Source organism: Pseudomonas sp. GD04091, from assembly GCF_029836165.1.
In the GTDB taxonomy this organism is placed as follows: Bacteria; Pseudomonadota; Gammaproteobacteria; order Pseudomonadales; family Pseudomonadaceae; genus Aquipseudomonas.
Genome location: NZ_JAOEBG010000022.1, coordinates 1 through 18845 on the forward strand (window position 1 = coordinate 1; position 18845 = coordinate 18845).

The window sequence follows — 18845 nt, forward strand, 5'->3', positions numbered from 1 at the left end:
GCCGGCAGAGAGGCGTGGTCAGAGCGCGTTGTGGCGAGCGAGCGCCCACTCTACGTGTTCGCGTACCAGCTCTGATGGATCATCCCGCCGCGTGTTGAGCGCCTCCAGCACCGGAATGGTCGACGGCGCGTTACCCAACCCCACTGCCAGGTTGCGCAGAAACCGCTCATATCCCGCCCGCCGCAGGGGCGAGCCTTCGGTGCGGGCGAGGAAGCGCTTCTCGTCCCACAGGAACAGCTCGGCCAGTTCGATGTTGTCCAGCCCGCGGCGGGGCATGAAGTCATCCTCGGTGGTGGTCTTGGCGAAGCGGTTCCACGGACAGACGATCTGGCAGTCGTCGCAACCGAACACCCGGTTGCCGATCAATGGGCGCAGCTCCACCGGGATCGCGTGGCGCAACTCGATGGTCAGGTACGAGATGCAGCGCCGCGCATCGAGCTGGTAAGGCCCGACGAAGGCCTGGGTCGGACAGATGTCCAGGCACGCCTGGCAGCGGCCGCAATGATCGCTGCCCTGCACCCCGTCGATCGGCAACGGCAGGTCGACGAACAGCTCGGCGAGGAAGAAATAGCTGCCGGCCTTGCGGTTGAGCAGCAAGGTGTTCTTGCCGATCCAGCCCAGGCCAGCTTCCTGGGCCAGGGCTTTCTCCAGCACCGGGGCGCTGTCGACGAAGGCGCGGTAGCCGAACGGGCCGATGGCCTCCTGGATGCGGTCGGCGAAGTGCTGCACGCGTTTGCGCACCAGCTTGTGATAGTCCCGGCCCAGGGCATAGCGCGAGATATAGGCCTTTTCCGGCTCCGCCAGGCGCTTGGCCATCTGCGTGTCGCCAGGCAGGTAGTCCATGCGCAGCGAGATCACCCGCAACGTGCCGGGAATCAGCTCGGCCGGGCGCGAGCGCTTGTTGCCATGGTCGCCCATGTACTCCATCTCGCCGTTGTAGCCGGCCGCCAGCCAGCGCTGCAGGTGCTGTTCGTGTTCGCCAAGGTCGAGCCCGGCGATGCCGACGTGGGCAAAACCGAGTTCGCGGCCCCAATCCTTGATCGATTGGGCCAGTGTGGCGATATCTGGAGTAGTGGCGGACATGGATGGATAAGGCATTACAGGCACAGGTGCGTATAATTCTGCCAGACATCGGAGCCTTTGACCCCATGCCTCAGACCAAACACCCCCCATTACCGCTGAGCAGCCTGACTTTGGCCAGGTTGCCGCCGCGCGCGGTCGATGCCCACAAGGGCGACTTCGGCCATGTGCTGGTGGTCGGCGGTGACCTGGGGACTGGCGGCGCGGTCATGCTCAGTGCCGAGGCGGCGCTGCGTTGCGGCGCCGGGTTGGTCAGTGTGGCGACCCGTCCCGAACATGTCTGCGCCGGGTTGACCCGCCTGCCGGAGACGATGTGGCTGGGGGTGCGTTCGGCCAATCAGCTGCTGGGCCCACTTGCGCGGGCTTCGGTGCTGGTGGTCGGGCCAGGCCTGGGCCAGGCGGCCTGGGGGCGCAGCCTGCTGTCGGCGGTCAGCCACGCGCACCTGCCGCAGATCTGGGACGCCGATGCGCTCAATCTGCTGGCCGGTGCGCCGCTGGCCTTGCCCAGCGGTAGCATTCTTACCCCGCATCCGGGCGAGGCGGCGCGGCTGCTGGGCGTATCCACCGAGGCGGTGCAGGCCGACCGGCCAGGGGCGGTGCGCAAGTTGGCCCGGCGCTACGCCAGTGTCTGTGTGCTCAAGGGCGCCGGCACGCTGGTGGCAGACGCCACCGGGCGATTGGCCCTGTGCGGGCGCGGGCACCCGGCCATGGCCGGCGCCGGGCTGGGTGACGTGCTGACCGGCGTGCTGGCGGCGTTGCTGGCCCAGGGGCTGGATGCCTGGCAGGCCGCGTGCCTGGGAGTATGGCTGCACGCCTGTGCTGGCGAGCGCCTGGGTGTTCAAGGTAGAGGGCTGGCGGCCAGCGATCTGGTCCCGCTCATAAGAAAGTTGTTGGAGGAGCATTCAGCGTGTCAGGCATAACCCTGTTTCTGGCCGACGAGCCAGCCACCGTCGCCTTTGGCGCCAAACTGGCCGAAGTGACCAAAGGTCACGGTGTGATTTTTCTCGAGGGCGATCTGGGCGCCGGCAAGACCACGCTGTCGCGTGGTCTGATCCGCGGTCTGGGCCACGCCGGCCCGGTGAAAAGCCCGACCTTCACCGTGGTCGAACCCTACGAAATTGGCGAGATCCGTGCCTTCCACTTCGACCTGTACCGTCTGGTCGACCCGGAAGAACTCGAGTTCATGGGTATTCGCGACTATTTCGAGGGTGACCCGCTATGCCTGTTCGAATGGCCAGATAAAGGCGCGGGCGTTTTGCCAAAGCCCGACCTGACCATTACCATAAGCCCGCAAGCGGGCGGACGTTCGCTGAACCTGTCGCCGCAGGGGGCACGCGGCGAAGCCTGGTGTGCCGTTCTGGCCGAAGAATTCAAACAGTAAGTGGGGAAAGGTATGCGCATACGCGCACTGGTCGCCGTCGTTGGGCTGCTGCTGACAGCGGTGACCGTTGACGCGCTGGCCGTCACTCAAGTCAAGAGCATGCGTCTGTGGCGCGCTCCGGACAACACGCGGCTGGTCTTCGACCTGTCCGGGCCTGTGCAGCACAGCGTCTTCACCCTCACCGCGCCTGATCGTCTGGTGATCGACATCAATGGCGCCACCCTGGGCGGAGCATTGAACGTCTCCACTTCGAATACGCCGATCACCAGCGTGCGCTCGGCGCAGCGCACGCCTACCGACCTGCGCGTGGTGGTCGACCTGAAAAAGGCCGTCTCGCCGAAGAGCTTCACCTTGGCGCCGAATGCCCAATACGGCAACCGTCTGGTGGTCGACCTGTACGACCAGGAAGCCGACGCCATCGCGGCCAGCAACCCGACGCCGCCACCGACCCCGCAACCACCGGCTACCACGCCGGCAGTGCCTGTCAGCCCGGCGCAACCGGCGATCAAGCTGCCGCCGGCACCGTCCGGCAAGCGTGACATCGTGATCGCCATCGACGCCGGCCACGGCGGCGAAGACCCGGGCGCCTCGGGTTCGCGTGGGCAGCACGAGAAAGACATCGTGCTGCAGATCGCCAAGGAGCTGCAGCGTCAGATCAACACCGAGAAAGGCTACCGCGCCGAGTTGACTCGCACCGGCGACTACTTCATCCCGTTGCGCAAGCGTACCGAGATCGCCCGCAAGAAGGGCGCCGACCTGTTCGTTTCGATCCATGCCGACGCCGCGCCGTCCAAGGCCGCCTTCGGTGCCTCGGTGTTCGCCTTGTCTGACCGAGGCGCCACGTCCGAGACCGCGCGCTGGCTGGCCGACACGGAAAACCGTTCCGACCTGATCGGCGGCGCCGGCAACGTCAGCCTCGACGACAAGGACCGGATGCTGGCCGGTGTGCTGCTCGACCTGTCGATGACCGCCACGCTCAGCTCCAGTCTCAACGTCGGGCAGAAGGTGCTGGGCAACATGGGCCGGGTCACGCCGCTGCACAAGCAGCGAGTGGAGCAGGCCGGCTTCATGGTGCTGAAATCGCCGGATATCCCGTCGATCCTCGTTGAGACCGGGTTCATCTCCAATGCCAACGAGGCGGCCAAGCTGGCCACGCGCGGCCACCAGCAGGCGCTGGCGCGTTCGATCCATACCGGCGTGCGCCAGTTCTTCCAGCAGAACCCTCCGCCAGGCACCTACATCGCCTGGCTGCGCGACAGTGGCAAGATCGCCCAGGGGCCGCGCGAGCACTCCGTACGCCCCGGCGAGACGCTGGCGATGATCGCGGTGCGCTACCAGGTCAGCGTCGCCAGCCTGCGCAGCAGCAACAACCTCAAGAGCGATGAGTTGAAGGTCGGCCAGCACCTCGACATCCCCGCCACTACCCTGGCGTCCCAGCAATGAGTGGCGGTTCGCGTATCCAGCTGCTCAGTCCGCGGCTGGCCAACCAGATCGCCGCGGGCGAGGTGGTCGAGCGCCCCGCGTCGGTGGTCAAGGAGTTGCTGGAGAACAGCCTCGACTCCGGCGCCCGGCGCATCGAGGTCGAGGTCGAGCAGGGCGGGGTGAAGCTGTTGCGGGTACGCGACAACGGTGGCGGCATCGCTCCGGACGACCTGCCCCTGGCCCTGGCGCGGCACGCCACCAGCAAAATTCGCGAGCTGGAAGACCTCGAAGGCGTGCTCAGCCTGGGGTTCCGTGGCGAGGCGCTGGCATCGATCAGCTCGGTGGCGCGCCTGACCCTGACCTCGCGCACCGCCGAGGCCAGCGAGGCCTGGCAGGTGGAGACCGAAGGCCGCGACATGACCCCACGAGTGCAGCCGGCGGCACACCCGGTCGGCACCTCGGTGGAAGTGCGCGATCTGTTCTTCAATACCCCCGCCCGGCGCAAGTTCCTCAAGGCCGAGAAGACCGAATTCGATCACCTGCAGGAAGTCATCCGGCGCCTGGCGTTGGCGCGTTTCGACGTGGGCTTCCATCTGCGTCACAACGGCAAGACCATCTTCAGCCTGCATGAGGCCATCGACGAAATGGCGCGGGCGCGGCGTGTCGGCACCATCTGCGGGCCCGGCTTCCTCGAGCAGGCGCTGCCGATCGATGTCGAGCGCAACGGCCTGCGGTTGTGGGGCTGGGTCGGCTTGCCGACCTTCTCGCGCAGCCAGGCCGACTTGCAGTATTTCTTCGTCAACGGCCGCGCCGTGCGCGACAAGCTGGTCGCCCATGCGGTGCGCCAGGCCTATCGTGACGTGCTGTTCAATGGTCGGCATCCGACCTTCGTGCTGTTCCTCGAATGTGACCCGACCGGCGTCGACGTCAACGTGCACCCGACCAAGCACGAAGTGCGTTTCCGCGAAGGGCGGATGGTCCACGATTTCCTGTATGGCACCTTGCACCGCGCCTTGGCCGATGTGCGCCCGGAGGATCAGCTAGCCGCGCCCGCCGCGACCAGCGAGCTCATCCGCCCGAGCGGACAACAGGCTGGCGAGTTTGGTCCGCAAGGCGAGATGCGCCTGGCCTCGCCTGTGCTGGAGCAACCCCAGGGCGAGGCTCGGCAGTCGTTTTCCTCGGGCGGTTCCGGCGCGGGCTATCAGTACCAGTACACGCCCCGGCCTTCGCAGCCGCTGCAGGCCGGCGAGGCGCAGGCGGTCTACCGCGAGTTCTATGCGCCGCTGGAGAACGTCGCGGTCACGCCGAGCGCATTGCCTGAAAGCCAGGGCGACATCCCGCCGCTGGGCTATGCGCTGGCGCAGCTCAAGGGTATCTATATCCTTGCCGAGAACGCGGTCGGCCTGGTGTTGGTGGACATGCACGCGGCCCATGAACGGATCATGTACGAGCGGCTCAAGGTGGCCATGGCCAGCGAAGGCCTCAGCGGCCAGCCATTGCTGGTACCGGAGTCGCTGGCGCTGAGCCAGCGCGAGGCCGACTGCGCCGAGGAGCACGCCCAGTGGTTCCAGCGCCTGGGCTTCGAGTTGCAGCGCCTGGGCCCGGAAACCCTGGCCATCCGCCAGATTCCGGCGCTGCTCAAGCAAGCCGAGGCCAACCGCCTGGTCCAGGACGTGCTCGCCGATCTCATGGAGTACGGCACCAGCGACCGTATCCAGGCCCACCTGAACGAACTGCTCGGGACCATGGCCTGCCACGGCGCGGTACGCGCCAACCGGCGCCTTGCCATCCCCGAGATGAACGCGCTGTTGCGTGACATGGAAAACACCGAGCGCAGCGGTCAGTGCAACCATGGCCGTCCGACCTGGACCCAGATGGGCCTGGACGACCTGGACAAGCTGTTCCTGCGGGGGCGATGACATGCGTGGCAAGCCCCCGGCGATATTTCTCATGGGCCCGACCGCGGCCGGCAAGACCGATCTGGCCATCGAGCTGACCAAGGTGCTGCCGTGCGAGCTGATCAGCGTCGACTCGGCGCTGGTCTACCGCGGCATGGACATCGGCACCGCCAAACCGTCGAAGGAGCTGCTGGCCGCCCATCCGCATCGGTTGATCGACATTCTCGACCCGGCCGAAAGCTACTCGGCCAAGCGTTTTTGCACCGATGCCCTCGAGGCGATGGCCGAGATCACCGCGCGGGGCAAGATTCCGCTGCTGGTGGGCGGCACCATGCTGTATTACAAGGCGCTGGTCGACGGCCTGGCGGACATGCCGGCGGCCGATGCCACGGTGCGTGCCGAGCTCGAGGCGCAGGCACAGGCGCTTGGGCTGGCCGAACTGCACCGCCAGCTGGCCGAGGTCGACCCGGAGTCGGCGGCGCGCATTCACCCGAATGACCCGCAGCGTGTGATCCGCGCGCTCGAGGTGTACCGAGTGAGCGGCGAGAGCATGACGGTCCACCGTCAGCGTCAATTCGCGGAAAGTAGCGGCGCAGACGCAGGCGCGAGTGGGCATTTGCCCTATACTGTCGCCAGCCTGGCGATAGCGCCTACAGATCGTCACATTTTGCATGAGCGAATTGCGTTACGATTTTCGCAGATGCTGGAACAGGGCTTCGTCGATGAGGTCCGATCGCTGCGGGCCAGAAGTGACTTGCACGCGGAACTGCCGTCTATACGGGCTGTGGGCTATCGACAGGTCTGGGATCATCTCGACGGCAAGTTGACTGAGAATGAGATGCGTGAACGCGGTATCATTGCCACGCGCCAGCTGGCCAAGCGCCAATTCACCTGGCTGCGCGGCTGGTCCGAGGTTCACTGGCTGGATAGCCTGGCCTGCGACAATCTGTCCCGCACCTTGAAATACCTGGGGGCCGTCTCCATATTGAGCTGAGTCCCTGCCATTTGCCGTCTATTCTTGCGAAGGGCGGCATAATTTATCGATTTTCTTGATTTTCTACTATTGATCCTTACAGGAGTGCGGCATATGTCAAAAGGGCATTCGCTACAAGACCCTTACTTGAACACCTTGAGAAAAGAACGAGTCCCGGTTTCGATCTATCTGGTCAACGGGATCAAACTGCAGGGTCAGATCGAATCCTTCGACCAGTTCGTCGTGCTGCTGAAGAACACTGTCAGCCAGATGGTCTACAAGCACGCCATTTCGACGGTCGTCCCTGCCCGCGCGATTCGCCTGCCGAGCCCGTCCGACGCCGAACATGGCGACAGCGAGCCAGGTAACGCTTGAAAGTAGGAGCCTGCATTGTTCTTTGAGCGCCACGGTGGTGGTGAGCGAGCGCTGCTCGTTCACTTGGAAGGTCAGAACCCTGAGGCGCGCGAAGACCCGCAGGAGTTTCAGGAGCTGGCGCTGTCGGCCGGAGCCGATATCGTTTCGCTGGTGACAGTGGCGCGGCATCAGCCCACCGCCAAGTTTCTGATCGGCAGCGGCAAGGTCGAGGAGTTGCGCGACCTGGTTCAATCCGCCGAAGCCGACCTGGTGATTTTCAATCACACCCTCACGCCCAGCCAGGAACGCAACCTCGAACGCGTCTTCGAGTGTCGCGTGCTGGACCGCACCGGGCTGATCCTCGATATCTTCGCCCAGCGGGCGCGGACTCATGAAGGCAAGCTGCAGGTCGAACTGGCCCAGCTCGAGCACATGAGCACGCGGCTGGTGCGCGGCTGGACCCACCTCGAGCGGCAGAAAGGCGGTATCGGCCTGCGCGGCCCGGGTGAGACCCAGCTGGAAACCGACCGCCGTCTGCTGCGGGTTCGCCTGCGCCAGATCAAGGCGCGCCTGGAGAAGGTGCGCAGCCAGCGTGAGCAGGCCCGGCGCGGACGCAAGCGCGCGGATATCCCTTCGGTGTCACTGGTGGGCTACACCAACGCCGGCAAGTCGACCCTGTTCAACGCACTCACGCAATCCGAGGTGTATGCCGCGGACCAACTGTTCGCCACGCTCGATCCGACGTTGCGCCGGCTGGAGCTGAACGACCTGGGGCCGATCGTGCTGGCCGACACCGTGGGCTTCATCCGCCACCTGCCGCACAAGCTGGTCGAGGCTTTTCGGGCTACGCTCGAAGAGTCGAGCAACTCCGACCTGCTGCTGCACGTGATCGACGCCCATGAGCCCGAGCGCATGGAGCAGATCGAGCAGGTGCTGGCGGTGCTGGGCGAGATCGGTGCCGAGAGCTTGCCGATCCTCGAGGTGTATAACAAACTCGACCTGCTCGAAGATGTCGAGCCGCAGATCCAGCGTGATGCCGACGGCAAGCCGCAGCGGGTCTGGGTGTCGGCACGTGATGGACGAGGCCTGGAGCTGGTCGGCCAGGCGATTGCCGAGTTGCTGGGGGACGATCTTTACGTCGGAACCCTGTGCCTTGAGCAGCGTTTTGCCCGCTTGCGCGCGCAATTCTTTGCTTTGGGCGCGGTGCAGAGTGAAGAGCATGATGAAGAAGGGCGCAGCCTGCTGAGCGTGCGACTGCCCAGGGTCGAGTTGAATCGCCTGGTCAGCCGCGAAGGCATGGAGCCGCAAGTGTTTGTCGAGCAACACACTTTGCAATAAATGCCCGGCGAGGTCGTCGGGCAGCGGTGACAGGCATTCTGTAGCATTGGACGGCGCGCCGTGGGCGCGTCTTTGCTTTATCAGATGGAGAGCGCTATGGCTTGGAACGAGCCGGGTGGCAACTCGAACAATCAGGATCCCTGGGGCGGTCGCCGTAACGGCGGCGGCGGTGGTGGCGACAAGAAAGGTCCACCGGATCTGGACGAGGCCTTCCGCAAGCTGCAGGACAGCCTGAACGGCATGTTCGGCAGTGGCAAGAAACGCGGTGGCGGTGGTGACCGCAACATTGGCAAGGGCGGCAGCCTTGGCCTGCTGGGCATTGGCCTGGCGGTGCTGGCGGCCATCTGGCTGTACAACGCCGTGTACGTGGTGGACGAGCAGGAGCAGGCCGTGGTGCTGCGCTTCGGCAAGTACTACGAGACCGTCGGTCCCGGCCTGAACATCTACTTCCCGCCCATTGACCGCAAGTTCATGGAAAACGTGACCCGCGAGCGGGCCTACACCAAGCAGGGGCAGATGCTCACCGAGGACGAGAACATCGTCGAGGTGCCGCTGACCGTGCAGTACCGCATCAGCAACCTGCAGGACTTCGTGCTCAACGTCGACCAGCCGGAAGTCAGCCTGCAGCATGCGACCGACAGCGCCCTGCGCCACGTGGTGGGTTCCACCTCGATGGACCAGGTGCTGACCGAAGGCCGCGAGCAGATGGCCGTGGATATCCGCGAACGCCTGCAGCGCTTCCTCGACACCTACCGCACCGGTATCACCGTTACCCAGGTCAACGTACAGAGCGCGGCAGCCCCGCGTGAAGTGCAGGAAGCCTTCGATGACGTGATCCGTGCCCGGGAAGACGAGCAGCGTGCCCGCAACCAGGCCGAGTCCTACGCCAATGGCGTGGTGCCCGAGGCCCGCGGCCAGGCGCAGCGCATCATCGAGGACGCCAACGGCTACCGCGATGAAGTCATCGCCCGTGCCAAGGGTGAGGCCGACCGCTTCACCAAGCTGGTTGCCGAGTACCGCAAGGCGCCGGACGTCACGCGTCAGCGTCTGTACCTGGAAACCATGCAGGAGGTGTACAGCAACTCCAGCAAGGTCATGGTGGCGACCAAGGATGGGCAGAACAACCTGCTCTACCTGCCACTGGACAAGATGGTCGAAGGCAGCCGCAACAACCCTGCAGCTCCGGTCAGCGTATCGCCGTCGGTCAATGATGCCGCCGCGCGTGCCGCGCAGGACCTGCAACAGCAACAACCGCCGCTGCGTTCCAGGGAGAGCCGCTGATGAGCAATAAATCGCTGTTCGCCCTGATCGGCGCCGTGGTGCTGGCGATCGTCGCCTGGAACTGCTTCTACATCGTTTCGCAAACCGAACGCGCGGTGCTGCTGCAGTTCGGTCGCGTGGTCAAGGCGGATGTCCAGCCTGGCCTGCATGTGAAGGTGCCGTACGTCAACCAGGTGCGCAAGTTCGACGCCCGCCTGATGACCCTCGATGCCCCGACCCAGCGTTTCCTGACGCTGGAGAAGAAAGCCGTGATGGTCGACGCCTACGCCAAGTGGCGGGTCAAGGACGCCGAGCGCTTCTACACTGCGACCTCGGGCATGAAGCAGATCGCCGACGAGCGTCTGTCGCGCCGTCTGGAAAGCGGCCTGCGTGACCAGTTCGGTAAGCGCACCCTGCACGAAGTGGTGTCCGGTGAGCGTGATGCGCTCATGGCTGACATCACCGCTTCGCTGAACCGCATGGCCAGCAAGGAGCTGGGTATCGAAGTGGTCGACGTTCGCGTCAAGGCCATCGACCTGCCCAAGGAAGTCAACCGCAGCGTGTTCGACCGCATGAGCACCGAGCGTGAGCGTGAGGCCCGCGAGCACCGTGCCAAGGGTAACGAACTGGCCGAAGGTATTCGTGCCGACGCCGACCGTCAGCGCCGTGTGCTGCTGGCCGAGGCCTATCGTGAAGCGGAAGAGACCCGCGGTGACGGCGACGCCCAGGCGGCTGCCATCTACGCCAAGGCCTACAGCCAGGACGCCGATTTCTATGCGTTCCACCGTAGCCTGCAGGCTTACCGCGAAAGCTTCTCCAGCAAGAGCGATGTGCTGGTCCTGGACCCGAAGAACGAGTTCTTCCGTTACCTGGACAAGAGCAAGCCCTGATGTTGCTCTCATGAGGGAAGCCCCCGTCTGGCAGCTAAAATGCCAGGCGGGGTGCATCCTGAATGAAAAGGGGTGTATGATGCGGCAGCCGGGAAATTCCCGGCTTTTTTGCGTCTGCAAGGTTGATTGGTCGAGCGCCAGTTGATGGGTTGGTCAGGACGCAAGGCAATTCGAGGGTATTGGCTACGGTGGTTGCGCTGGGATCGGTGCTGCCCGCTATTGTGCGCCAATGCCTGCTTTACTCACGGCCCGCCTGCGGGCAGGCCGCCCGGACCAGAGGGGAAATGGCGTAATGGCAACGGTAGACCGCTGGCTGCTGCCAGATGGCATCGAGGAAGTACTGCCACCTGAGGCGGCGCGCATCGAGATCGCGCGGCGTCAGGTGTTGGACCTGTTCCAGAGTTGGGGTTACGAACTGGTCGTCACGCCGCATATCGAGTACCTGGAGTCGCTGCTCACCGGCGCCGGCCAGGACCTGGACCAGCGCACCTTCAAGGTCGTCGACCCGCAGTCGGGCCGCCTGATGGGCTTTCGCGCCGACTTCACTCCGCAGGTGGCGCGCATCGACGCCCACACCCTGCGCCGTGAAGGTCCGAGCCGCCTGTGCTACGCCGGCAGCGTGCTGCACGCCCAGCCGCGTGCCCTGTCCACCTCGCGCAGCCCGATCCAGCTGGGCGCCGAGCTGTATGGCGACGCCAGCCCCACCAGCGATGTCGAAGTGATCAGCCTGATGCTCGCCACGCTGCAACTGACCGATGTGCCGGATGTACACATGGATCTCGGCCATGTCGGCATCTACCGCGGCCTGGCGCGTGCCGCGGGCCTCTCGGGCGCGGTCGAGCAGCAACTGTTCGATGCCCTGCAACGCAAGGCCGTCGACGAGGTGCAGGCGCTGACCGCTGACCTGCCGAAAGACCTGGGCGGCATGCTGCGTGCCCTGGTCGAGCTGTGCGGTGGCCGCGAGGTGTTGGCCGAGGCCCGTGTGCGCCTGGGCCGTGCCCCGGCCAGCGTGCTGGCGGCGCTGGACGACCTGCTGGCCATCGCCGACCGCCTGGCCGCGCGTTACCCGGACCTGCCGCTGTACTTCGACCTCGGCGAGCTGCGCGGCTACCACTATCACACCGGCGTGGTATTCGCCGTGTTCGTCCCGGGCGAAGGTCAGTCGATCGCCCAGGGCGGTCGCTACGACGACATCGGCGCCGATTTCGGCCGGGCGCGCCCGGCCACTGGTTTCTCCACGGATTTGAAGACCCTGGTCACACTGGGGCGAGCTGAGGTCGTATTGCCTGCCGGCGGCATCTGGATGCCGGACAGCAGCGATGCGGCCCTCTGGCAGATGGTCTGCCAGTTGCGCACCGAGGGCCAGCGCGTGGTCCAGGCCCTGCCTGGTCAACCGCTGAGTGCTGCTCTCGAGGCGGATTGTGATCGACAATTGATTCAGCAAGACGGGCGCTGGCAGGTTCTGCCGCTGACCCATTGAGATTCTTCGCCGGCAATGGGCCGGCAACCAAGTTTGCGTGAATGAGGACAAGTGTTATGGGTAAGAATGTCGTCGTCCTGGGCACCCAGTGGGGTGATGAGGGCAAAGGCAAGATCGTCGATCTGCTGACCGAACATGCTGCCGCCGTAGTGCGTTATCAGGGCGGTCACAACGCGGGCCACACCCTGGTCATCAACGGTGAGAAGACCGTGCTGCACCTGATCCCGTCCGGCATCCTGCGCGAAGGCGTGCAGTGCCTGATCGGCAACGGCGTGGTCGTTGCCCCTGATGCGCTGATGCGTGAAATCACCAAGCTGGAAGAGAAGGGCGTGCCAGTGCGCGAGCGCCTGCGCATCAGCCCGGCTGCTCCACTGATCCTGTCGTACCACGTGGCCCTCGACCAGGCCCGTGAGAAAGCCCGTGGCGAAGCCAAGATCGGCACCACCGGTCGCGGCATCGGCCCGGCCTACGAAGACAAGGTGGCGCGTCGCGGCCTGCGCGTGGGCGACCTGTTCCATCGTGAGCGTTTCGCCGCCAAGCTCGGTGAGCTGCTGGATTACCATAACTTCCAGCTGGTGAACTACTACAAAGAGCCGGCCATCGACTTCCAGCAGACCCTGGACGAGTGCATGGCCTATGCCGAGCAGCTCAAGCCGATGATGCTCGACGTCACCGCCGAACTGCACCAGCTGCGCCGCGCCGGCAAGGATATCATGTTCGAAGGCGCCCAGGGTTCGCTGCTGGACATCGACCACGGTACCTACCCGTACGTCACCAGCTCCAACACCACCGCCGGCGGCATCTCCACCGGTTCCGGCGTTGGCCCGATGTACCTGGACTACATCCTGGGCATCACCAAGGCCTACACCACTCGCGTCGGTTCCGGTCCGTTCCCGACCGAACTGTTCGACGAGACCGGTGCGACCCTGGCCAAGCGTGGCCACGAGTTCGGCTCCACCACCGGCCGTGCCCGTCGTTGCGGCTGGTTCGATGCCGTCATCCTGCGTCGCGCCATTGACGTCAACAGCATCTCGGGCATCTGCCTGACCAAGCTGGACGTGCTGGACGGCCTGGAGACCATCAACATCTGCGTCGGCTACAAGGACGAGAACGGCGCAGTCATCGAAGCGCCGACCGATGCCGACAGCTACATCGGCCTGCAGCCGGTGTATGAAGAGCTGCCGGGCTGGAGCGAGTCGACCCTGGGCGCCAAGACCCTGGAAGAGCTGCCGGCCAACGCGCGTGCCTACATCACCCGCATCGAGCAACTGATCGGCGCGCCGATCGACATCATCTCGACCGGCCCGGATCGCAACGAGACCATCGTGCTGCGTCATCCGTTCGCCTGATCGGCCACTTCGGTCGCTGATTGAACGCCGTGCTCCCGCAAGGGGGGCGCGGCGTTTTGCTTTGTGATGGATGCGTGGAAGCGGTGGTTCGCCGCACCCACGCATGAATGCCTTCCTTCTCCGTTCGCTTTGGCATTTTTACCTGCTGCTTAGGCACAACCCTTGCTGTAAGAAGTTTCTGTAGATGCCATCAAAGTAATGGCGCCAGAAACACGAGGGTTACAACGTGTCTGCCATCCTTTCACTGTTACGAAGCCGCCTCCTGCGGCCTGTGTTTGTTGCGCTTGGTATCGCTCTTCTGGTGCAGGTGCTGGTTGCCGTCGCACTGACGCGGAGCACGGTCACCGCGCTGGAGGCCGATCTGGGCGAGCGCCTGGGCAACGACAGCCGCCAGCTGGCCACGGAGCTGGAACAGGCCGGGCAGGATGTCCGTGCCGGGCTCGACAATCTTTCGACCAGTACCCGCCAGCGTCTCAGTGCTGGTCTTTCCGAGCGCCTGCAGGGCGAGCAGCAGCAACTGCGCGCGACCCTCGAGAAGAACCTCAAGGATTCGGCCAACGACATGGCCGAGTTGCTGGCCTCGGTGGCGCCTAGGGCGATCTGGGACAACGACGTGCCGACGCTCTCGGATTTCGCCCGCCGCGCCCAGCGCAATCCCAACGTCTTGTTCGTGATCTACGACGATGCCCAGGGGCAGCACCTGACCCGTTACCTCAACCGGCAGAACCCGATCAACCAGGCGTTGATCGAGAAGGGGCAGGGCGAGCGGGCGCTGGACAAGGTGCTGGATGCGGCGCGCAAGGATCCGTCGGTGTACTTCGTCGAGGCCTCGATCAGCCCCAACGGCGCCGAGATCGGCAAGGTGCTGATGGGGGTCTCCACCGCAGGCGTCGACCAGGAGCTCAAGGCTCTCGATCAGCGCTTCGCGGCGCTGATCGCCAGCGGCGAGCAACTGGTCGGCGACAGCCTGGTGGCCGCCGCCGCCGACAGCGGCAAGGCGTTGCGGGCACGCCTGGAGACCGCGCAGAACAGCGCTGTCGCGATGCAGGCCAACACTGCGCAGACCGTGCGCGACGCTGCCGCCGAGCTGCGCTGGCGCATCGGTCTGGGTCTGGTGCTGGTGGGGCTGGGCGTATTGCTGGTGGTGGCCGTGGTGCTGGGGCGGCGGGTGGTGAACAAGTTGCGTCTGCTGATCGCGGCCCTGAATGACCTGGCGGCCGGAGAAGGTGACCTGACCAAGCGGGTGACCCTGGACAGTCGCGACGAAATTGGCGACATGGCCTCGGCGGTCAATCGTTTTGTCGACAAACTGCAGCCGATCGTGCGCGAGGCGGGCGAGGTGGCCCAGCGTACCGGGGTCGAGATCGGCGCGATGGCCCAGCGCAACGCCGGTGCCGATGCCGCTGCGGCCCTGCAGCGCGATGAAGTGGCGGCCAGCCTGCGCGACCTGTCGAGCATGGCCGACGAAGCCCAGGCCGAGAGCCACGCCATGCAGGCGGCGTTGCAGCAGGTGGTGGACATTCGTCAGGCCACCGACGAGAACAGCCGTGCCTCGACGCAACTGGCGCGATTGATCGAGAACCTGGCCGGCGAGGTGCAGACCGGCTCGCAGGTGATCGAGCGACTGGCCAAGCAGAGCGAGCAGATCGAAGTGGTATTGACGGTGATCCATGGTATCGCCGAGCAGACCAACCTGTTGGCGCTCAATGCCGCCATCGAGGCGGCGCGTGCGGGGGAAACCGGGCGTGGCTTCGCCGTGGTGGCTGACGAGGTGCGGGCGCTGGCGAGCAAGACGCAGAGTTCGACGGGGGATATCCAGTCGCACATCGCCGCCTTGCAGCAAGGGGCCAAGGAAGCGGTGGCGACCATCAGCCAGGCCGGGCGCCAGGCCAGCGAAGGCTTGCTGGTGCTGCGTGACAACGAGCGGCGCCAGCAGTCGGTGCAGGCGGCGGTCGAGCAGGTGCATGCGGCGATCGGCCTGGCTACCCGTGCGGCGGAACAGCAGGCCAATGGTGCGCAGGCGGTACGTGGGCGGGTGGAAACCATCCATGCCCAGGCCGAGCGTTCAGCCGAGGTGGTGATGCAGACCACGGCCAGCAGCAAGGTGCTGGATGACCTGGCGGCGCAGCTGCGGGCCAGCCTGGGGCAGTTCAGGGCCTGACTTGGGCGAGGGCTGCGCCCTCGCATCGCGACACAAGGCCGCTCCCATAGGCTCGGCGCTGATCCTGAGGTTGGTGCAGTACTTGTGGGAGCGGCCTTGTGTCGCGATAGGGCCGCAAAGCGGCCCCGGCAGGTGTCACGCCTTGTTCAGATACATCCGCGTAGTCAGCAGATACACCGGCAACCCCGACACCACGATCAGCAATGCCGCATAAGGCGCCGCCGCCGCGAACTCGACGTTGGCGGTGTGCGCCCACACCTCGGTGGCCAAGGTGGTCATGCCGGTGGGGCTGAGCAGCAGGGTCGCGGTCAGCTCCTTCATCGCATCCAGGAATACCAGGGCAAAAGCCGCCGCCATCGCCGGGAAGATGATCGGCAGGGTGACTCGGCAGAACGCCGCGAAACTGCTCGCGCCCAGCGTGCGAGCGGCCTCCTCCAGGGTCGGCGAGGCCTTGTTCAGCGCGGTGCGCACCGGCGACTGGGCCAGGGGCAGGAACAGCAGCGCGTAGGCCAGGATCAGCAGCGCGGTGGTCTGGTACAGCGCCGGCACGTAGTGCAAGGCGAAGAACACCAGGGTCAGGGCGATGACCAGGCCGGGCAGGGCGTGCAGCAGATATGGCAGGCGTTCGGCCCAGATCGCCAGGCGGCCCTTGTAGCGCACCACCAGGAAGCTGATCGGCAGGGCCAGCAACACGCAGAAGCCAGCGCCGCCCAGCGACACCGACAGCGAGGTGGCAAGGGCCTTGCCGATGGCCGCCACCGGGAATGCCGCCGATGTGCCGACACTCAGCCAGTAGCCGAGCATGGCCAGCGGAATGCCGCTGCCCAGCACCGCCAGGGCCAGGCAGAACAGCTGCCCCAGCGGCATCCAGGCGCGCAGGCGCACGGGTTGCGCGCGGCGCGCCACGCCCTGGCCAATGCGCACATGACGGCCCTTGCCGCGCACCCGCAGCTCCAGCCACAGCATTGCCAGGCACAGCACCAGCAACACTGCCGAGAGCATGGCGGCGTTGGCGTTGCTGAATTCCAGTTCGAACTGCTGGTAGATCGCCGTGGTGAAGGTCTGCAGGCCAAGGATCGACAGGGCGCCGAACTCCACCAGCATGTGCAGTGCGATCAGTAGTGCGCCACCGAGCATCGATGGCCACAGCAGGGGCAGGGTGATCTGGTGGAACACGCCCCAGCGGCTGCAGCCAAGAGTGCGCGCCGATTCCTCCAGCGATGTGTCGAGGTTGCGCAGGGTGGCCGCCACTGGCAGGAATACCAGCGGGTACTTGGACAACGCCATGACCAGGATCGCCCCGCCCAGCCCTTCGAAGTCCGAACTCAGCGACACCCAGGTGAAGCTGCTGACGAACGAGGGCACGGCAAAGGGTAGGCACAGCACCACGCCCCACAGACGCCGGCCCGGCAGGTCGCTACGCTCCAGCAGCCAGGCCAGGGCCACGCCGACCAACAGGCACAGCGCGGTGACACCCACCATCAGCAGCAGGGTATTGCGCAGCAACCCCCAGACGAAAGGCCGCCAGAGCAGACGTAGCGCCTCGTGCCAGCCGGCTTCCGAGGCCTTGAGCCCGACGTACAGCAATGGCAGCAGGCTCATCGCCACGAGGAACAGCACCGGCAGCAGCACCCAGATGGACGGGCGCTTGCGTTTCGGGACGAAGCGCGACAAGGCAGGCGAGGGCAGGGCGGCGGTCATCAGAGCAGGCCAATCTCGCGCTCGAGCTCGATGGCTTCCTCGGCATTGCCCAGGTCGGCCGGCGAGATCTTCGGCGGACGCAGTTCCTCGAACGGCTTCAGGCCGCGGTCCGAGACCATGCCTTTGTGCAGCGGATATTCGGCGGTGGTCTGGGTGATCACGCGCTGGCCTTCTTCACTGGCCATCCAGTTGAGCAAGGCCTGGGCTTCTTTCGGGTGCTTGCTGGCCTTGACTGCGCCGGCGCCGGAGATGGTCACCAGGTTGCCGGCGTCGCCGTCGGCCAGGTAGTACAGCTTGGAGTCGAGCTTGCCGCGCTCGCGTTCCAGGGCGTACCAGTAGTAGTTGTTGACCAGCACGGCGGTGACTTCACCCTTCTCCACGGCTTTCAGGGCGACCATGTTGTTGGTGTAGGTCTTGCCGAAGGCCTTCAGGCCGGTCAGCCACTCTTCGGTGGCTTCGCGACCGTGCATCTTGAGGATGGCCACGGCCTGCTCCTGGAAGGCACCGCTGGTGGGGACGTAACCGACGCGACCGTCCCATTCGGGGCCGGAGAAATCCATCACCGTGGTCGGCAGGTCTTTCTCGTCGATCTTCTTCGGGTTGTACACCACCACGCGGGTACGGGCGGTGACGCCCATCCAGGTGCCATTGGCGCCGACGTATTCCTTGGGCAGCATGTTCAGCGTGGCGTCGTCGATCTTCGCCAGCAGGCCCAGTTCGCCGAGGTTGTTCAGGGGTGGCGACTCTTCGGTATAGATGATGTCGGCCGGCGAGCGTGCGCCTTCCTCGATGATCTGGCTGGCCAGCTGGTTGCTGCTGCCCTTGCGGATGTTGATATGGATGCCGGTCTTGGCCTCGTAGGCCTTGGCGATGGCTTCGCCGATTTCCTTGTGCTGGCCGTTGTACATCGTCAACGTGACCGGTTCGTCTGCCAGGGCGGCCGGAGCGCCGATCACCAGGCTCAGAACTGCGGCGGCCAGGGTGCGCATCAGCGGTTGCGGGCGGATCGTCATGCGGGTACTTCCTCGCTTACGGCTACATATTTGGAAACAATGGTAAACGAAATCGTTTCTCAAGTGGCCGGATGACGGGAAATTCATGGGCGCCGCCAGAGCGCAGGGGCGTGGGCTGTGGGGTGGGTGATGGTCTGCTAGAAATCGCAGGCAAGAAAAAACCCACTAGCAAGCTAGTGGGTTTTTGTATGGTGCCCAGGAGAAGACTCGAACTTCCACGACCGTTAAGTCACTGATACCTGAAACCAGCGCGTCTACCAATTCCGCCACCTGGGCAAAGCTTTGCATCATCTGCTGAAGGCGACCATCGTTCGCTTTCACACAGCAGTAACAGATCCTTGGTCATCTGTTACTTGAAAATCTTGGTGCCCAGGAGAAGACTCGAACTTCCACGACCGTTAAGTCACTGATACCTGAAACCAGCGCGTCTACCAATTCCGCCACCTGGGCACACATTCGAGATTACAAGATGCTTTACAGCGCCGTTCATCTCTACTACAACTTCGGGGTTGTCCGTCGTTGTGGTGCGCACTATACGGACGCTC

15 protein-coding genes and 2 tRNA genes are annotated in these 18845 nt (G+C 65.0%); 12 read left to right on the plus strand and 5 right to left on the minus strand.

What is annotated here, in order from left to right; genetic code table 11:
• Positions 1 to 18: 18 nt before the first annotated feature.
• Positions 19 to 1083 carry a tRNA epoxyqueuosine(34) reductase QueG gene (queG, locus tag N7422_RS21465; protein WP_279808496.1) on the minus strand — a complete coding sequence of 355 codons (1065 nt, stop codon included), beginning with the start codon at positions 1081 to 1083 and terminating at the stop codon, positions 19 to 21.
• Between the two features lie 65 nt (positions 1084 to 1148).
• Here queG and N7422_RS21470 point away from each other — a divergent pair, with 65 nt between their 5' ends.
• The 12 genes from N7422_RS21470 (at position 1149) to N7422_RS21525 (ending at position 15586) form a co-directional block, all read left to right on the plus strand.
• A complete protein-coding gene (locus tag N7422_RS21470) occupies positions 1149 to 2000 on the plus strand; it encodes an NAD(P)H-hydrate dehydratase (RefSeq protein ID WP_279808416.1) in 852 nt (283 codons plus the stop codon).
• Positions 1988 to 2461 carry a tRNA (adenosine(37)-N6)-threonylcarbamoyltransferase complex ATPase subunit type 1 TsaE gene (gene tsaE, locus N7422_RS21475; protein ID WP_279808417.1) on the plus strand — a complete coding sequence of 158 codons (474 nt, stop codon included), beginning with the start codon at positions 1988 to 1990 and terminating at the stop codon, positions 2459 to 2461. Before N7422_RS21470 ends, tsaE begins: the two co-directional genes overlap by 13 nt.
• Before the next feature lie 12 nt (positions 2462 to 2473).
• Entirely contained in the window at positions 2474 to 3904 is a 1431-nt protein-coding gene (locus tag N7422_RS21480; protein ID WP_279808418.1) for an N-acetylmuramoyl-L-alanine amidase, read from the plus strand.
• The gene (gene mutL, locus N7422_RS21485) at positions 3901 to 5802 is read left to right on the plus strand and encodes a DNA mismatch repair endonuclease MutL (RefSeq protein ID WP_279808419.1); all 1902 of its coding nucleotides are present in this window, start codon (positions 3901 to 3903) and stop codon (positions 5800 to 5802) included. Before N7422_RS21480 ends, mutL begins: the two co-directional genes overlap by 4 nt.
• Position 5803: 1 nt before the next feature.
• The gene (miaA, locus tag N7422_RS21490) at positions 5804 to 6775 is read left to right on the plus strand and encodes a tRNA (adenosine(37)-N6)-dimethylallyltransferase MiaA (protein ID WP_279808420.1); all 972 of its coding nucleotides are present in this window, start codon (positions 5804 to 5806) and stop codon (positions 6773 to 6775) included.
• 93 nt (positions 6776 to 6868) lie between these two features.
• The gene (gene hfq, locus N7422_RS21495; RefSeq protein WP_279808421.1) at positions 6869 to 7129 is read left to right on the plus strand and encodes an RNA chaperone Hfq; all 261 of its coding nucleotides are present in this window, start codon (positions 6869 to 6871) and stop codon (positions 7127 to 7129) included.
• Between the two features lie 15 nt (positions 7130 to 7144).
• Positions 7145 to 8446: a ribosome rescue GTPase HflX gene (gene hflX, locus N7422_RS21500; protein WP_279808422.1), complete on the plus strand. Its 1302-nt coding sequence runs from the start codon at positions 7145 to 7147 to the stop codon at positions 8444 to 8446.
• Positions 8447 to 8542: 96 nt separating this feature from the next.
• Positions 8543 to 9727: an FtsH protease activity modulator HflK gene (gene hflK, locus N7422_RS21505; protein WP_279808423.1), complete on the plus strand. Its 1185-nt coding sequence runs from the start codon at positions 8543 to 8545 to the stop codon at positions 9725 to 9727.
• Positions 9727 to 10596 (plus strand): protease modulator HflC, encoded by an 870-nt coding sequence (gene hflC, locus N7422_RS21510; protein WP_110734902.1) that lies wholly within the window; start codon positions 9727 to 9729, stop codon positions 10594 to 10596. Before hflK ends, hflC begins: the two co-directional genes overlap by 1 nt.
• A 292-nt stretch (positions 10597 to 10888) precedes the next feature.
• Positions 10889 to 12076, plus strand: coding sequence for an ATP phosphoribosyltransferase regulatory subunit (locus tag N7422_RS21515; protein ID WP_279808424.1), 1188 nt, complete (start codon positions 10889 to 10891; stop codon positions 12074 to 12076).
• Between the two features lie 56 nt (positions 12077 to 12132).
• Positions 12133 to 13425 carry an adenylosuccinate synthase gene (locus N7422_RS21520; protein ID WP_279808425.1) on the plus strand — a complete coding sequence of 431 codons (1293 nt, stop codon included), beginning with the start codon at positions 12133 to 12135 and terminating at the stop codon, positions 13423 to 13425.
• Positions 13426 to 13651: 226 nt separating this feature from the next.
• Positions 13652 to 15586, plus strand: coding sequence for a methyl-accepting chemotaxis protein (locus N7422_RS21525; RefSeq protein WP_279808426.1), 1935 nt, complete (start codon positions 13652 to 13654; stop codon positions 15584 to 15586).
• Positions 15587 to 15721: 135 nt separating this feature from the next.
• Here the strand turns inward: N7422_RS21525 and N7422_RS21530 are convergent, their stop codons facing one another.
• The 4 genes from N7422_RS21530 to N7422_RS21545 all read right to left on the minus strand — a co-directional run bounded on the left by N7422_RS21530 (position 15722) and on the right by N7422_RS21545 (position 18750).
• Positions 15722 to 17287 (minus strand): iron ABC transporter permease, encoded by a 1566-nt coding sequence (locus N7422_RS21530; RefSeq protein ID WP_279808427.1) that lies wholly within the window; start codon positions 17285 to 17287, stop codon positions 15722 to 15724.
• Positions 17287 to 18300: an extracellular solute-binding protein gene (locus tag N7422_RS21535; protein ID WP_279808428.1), complete on the minus strand. Its 1014-nt coding sequence runs from the start codon at positions 18298 to 18300 to the stop codon at positions 17287 to 17289. Before N7422_RS21535 ends, N7422_RS21530 begins: the two co-directional genes overlap by 1 nt.
• Positions 18301 to 18489: 189 nt before the next feature.
• Positions 18490 to 18576: transfer RNA gene (locus N7422_RS21540), tRNA-Leu, on the minus strand.
• Positions 18577 to 18663: 87 nt separating this feature from the next.
• Positions 18664 to 18750 (minus strand) — tRNA-Leu (locus tag N7422_RS21545).
• Positions 18751 to 18845: the final 95 nt, after the last annotated feature.

Coding starts and splice junctions, on each gene's coding strand:
- N7422_RS21470 (WP_279808416.1), top strand. CDS start 1,149: ATGCCTCAGACCAAACACCCCCCATTACCGCTGAGCAGCCTGACTTTG.
- N7422_RS21480 (WP_279808418.1), top strand. CDS start 2,474: ATGCGCATACGCGCACTGGTCGCCGTCGTTGGGCTGCTGCTGACAGCG.
- hflC (WP_110734902.1), top strand. CDS start 9,727: ATGAGCAATAAATCGCTGTTCGCCCTGATCGGCGCCGTGGTGCTGGCG.
- N7422_RS21530 (WP_279808427.1), bottom strand. CDS start 17,287: ATGACCGCCGCCCTGCCCTCGCCTGCCTTGTCGCGCTTCGTCCCGAAA.
- N7422_RS21515 (WP_279808424.1), top strand. CDS start 10,889: ATGGCAACGGTAGACCGCTGGCTGCTGCCAGATGGCATCGAGGAAGTA.
- hflK (WP_279808423.1), top strand. CDS start 8,543: ATGGCTTGGAACGAGCCGGGTGGCAACTCGAACAATCAGGATCCCTGG.
- hfq (WP_279808421.1), top strand. CDS start 6,869: ATGTCAAAAGGGCATTCGCTACAAGACCCTTACTTGAACACCTTGAGA.
- N7422_RS21520 (WP_279808425.1), top strand. CDS start 12,133: ATGGGTAAGAATGTCGTCGTCCTGGGCACCCAGTGGGGTGATGAGGGC.
- mutL (WP_279808419.1), top strand. CDS start 3,901: ATGAGTGGCGGTTCGCGTATCCAGCTGCTCAGTCCGCGGCTGGCCAAC.
- queG (WP_279808496.1), bottom strand. CDS start 1,083: ATGTCCGCCACTACTCCAGATATCGCCACACTGGCCCAATCGATCAAG.
- miaA (WP_279808420.1), top strand. CDS start 5,804: ATGCGTGGCAAGCCCCCGGCGATATTTCTCATGGGCCCGACCGCGGCC.
- N7422_RS21535 (WP_279808428.1), bottom strand. CDS start 18,300: ATGACGATCCGCCCGCAACCGCTGATGCGCACCCTGGCCGCCGCAGTT.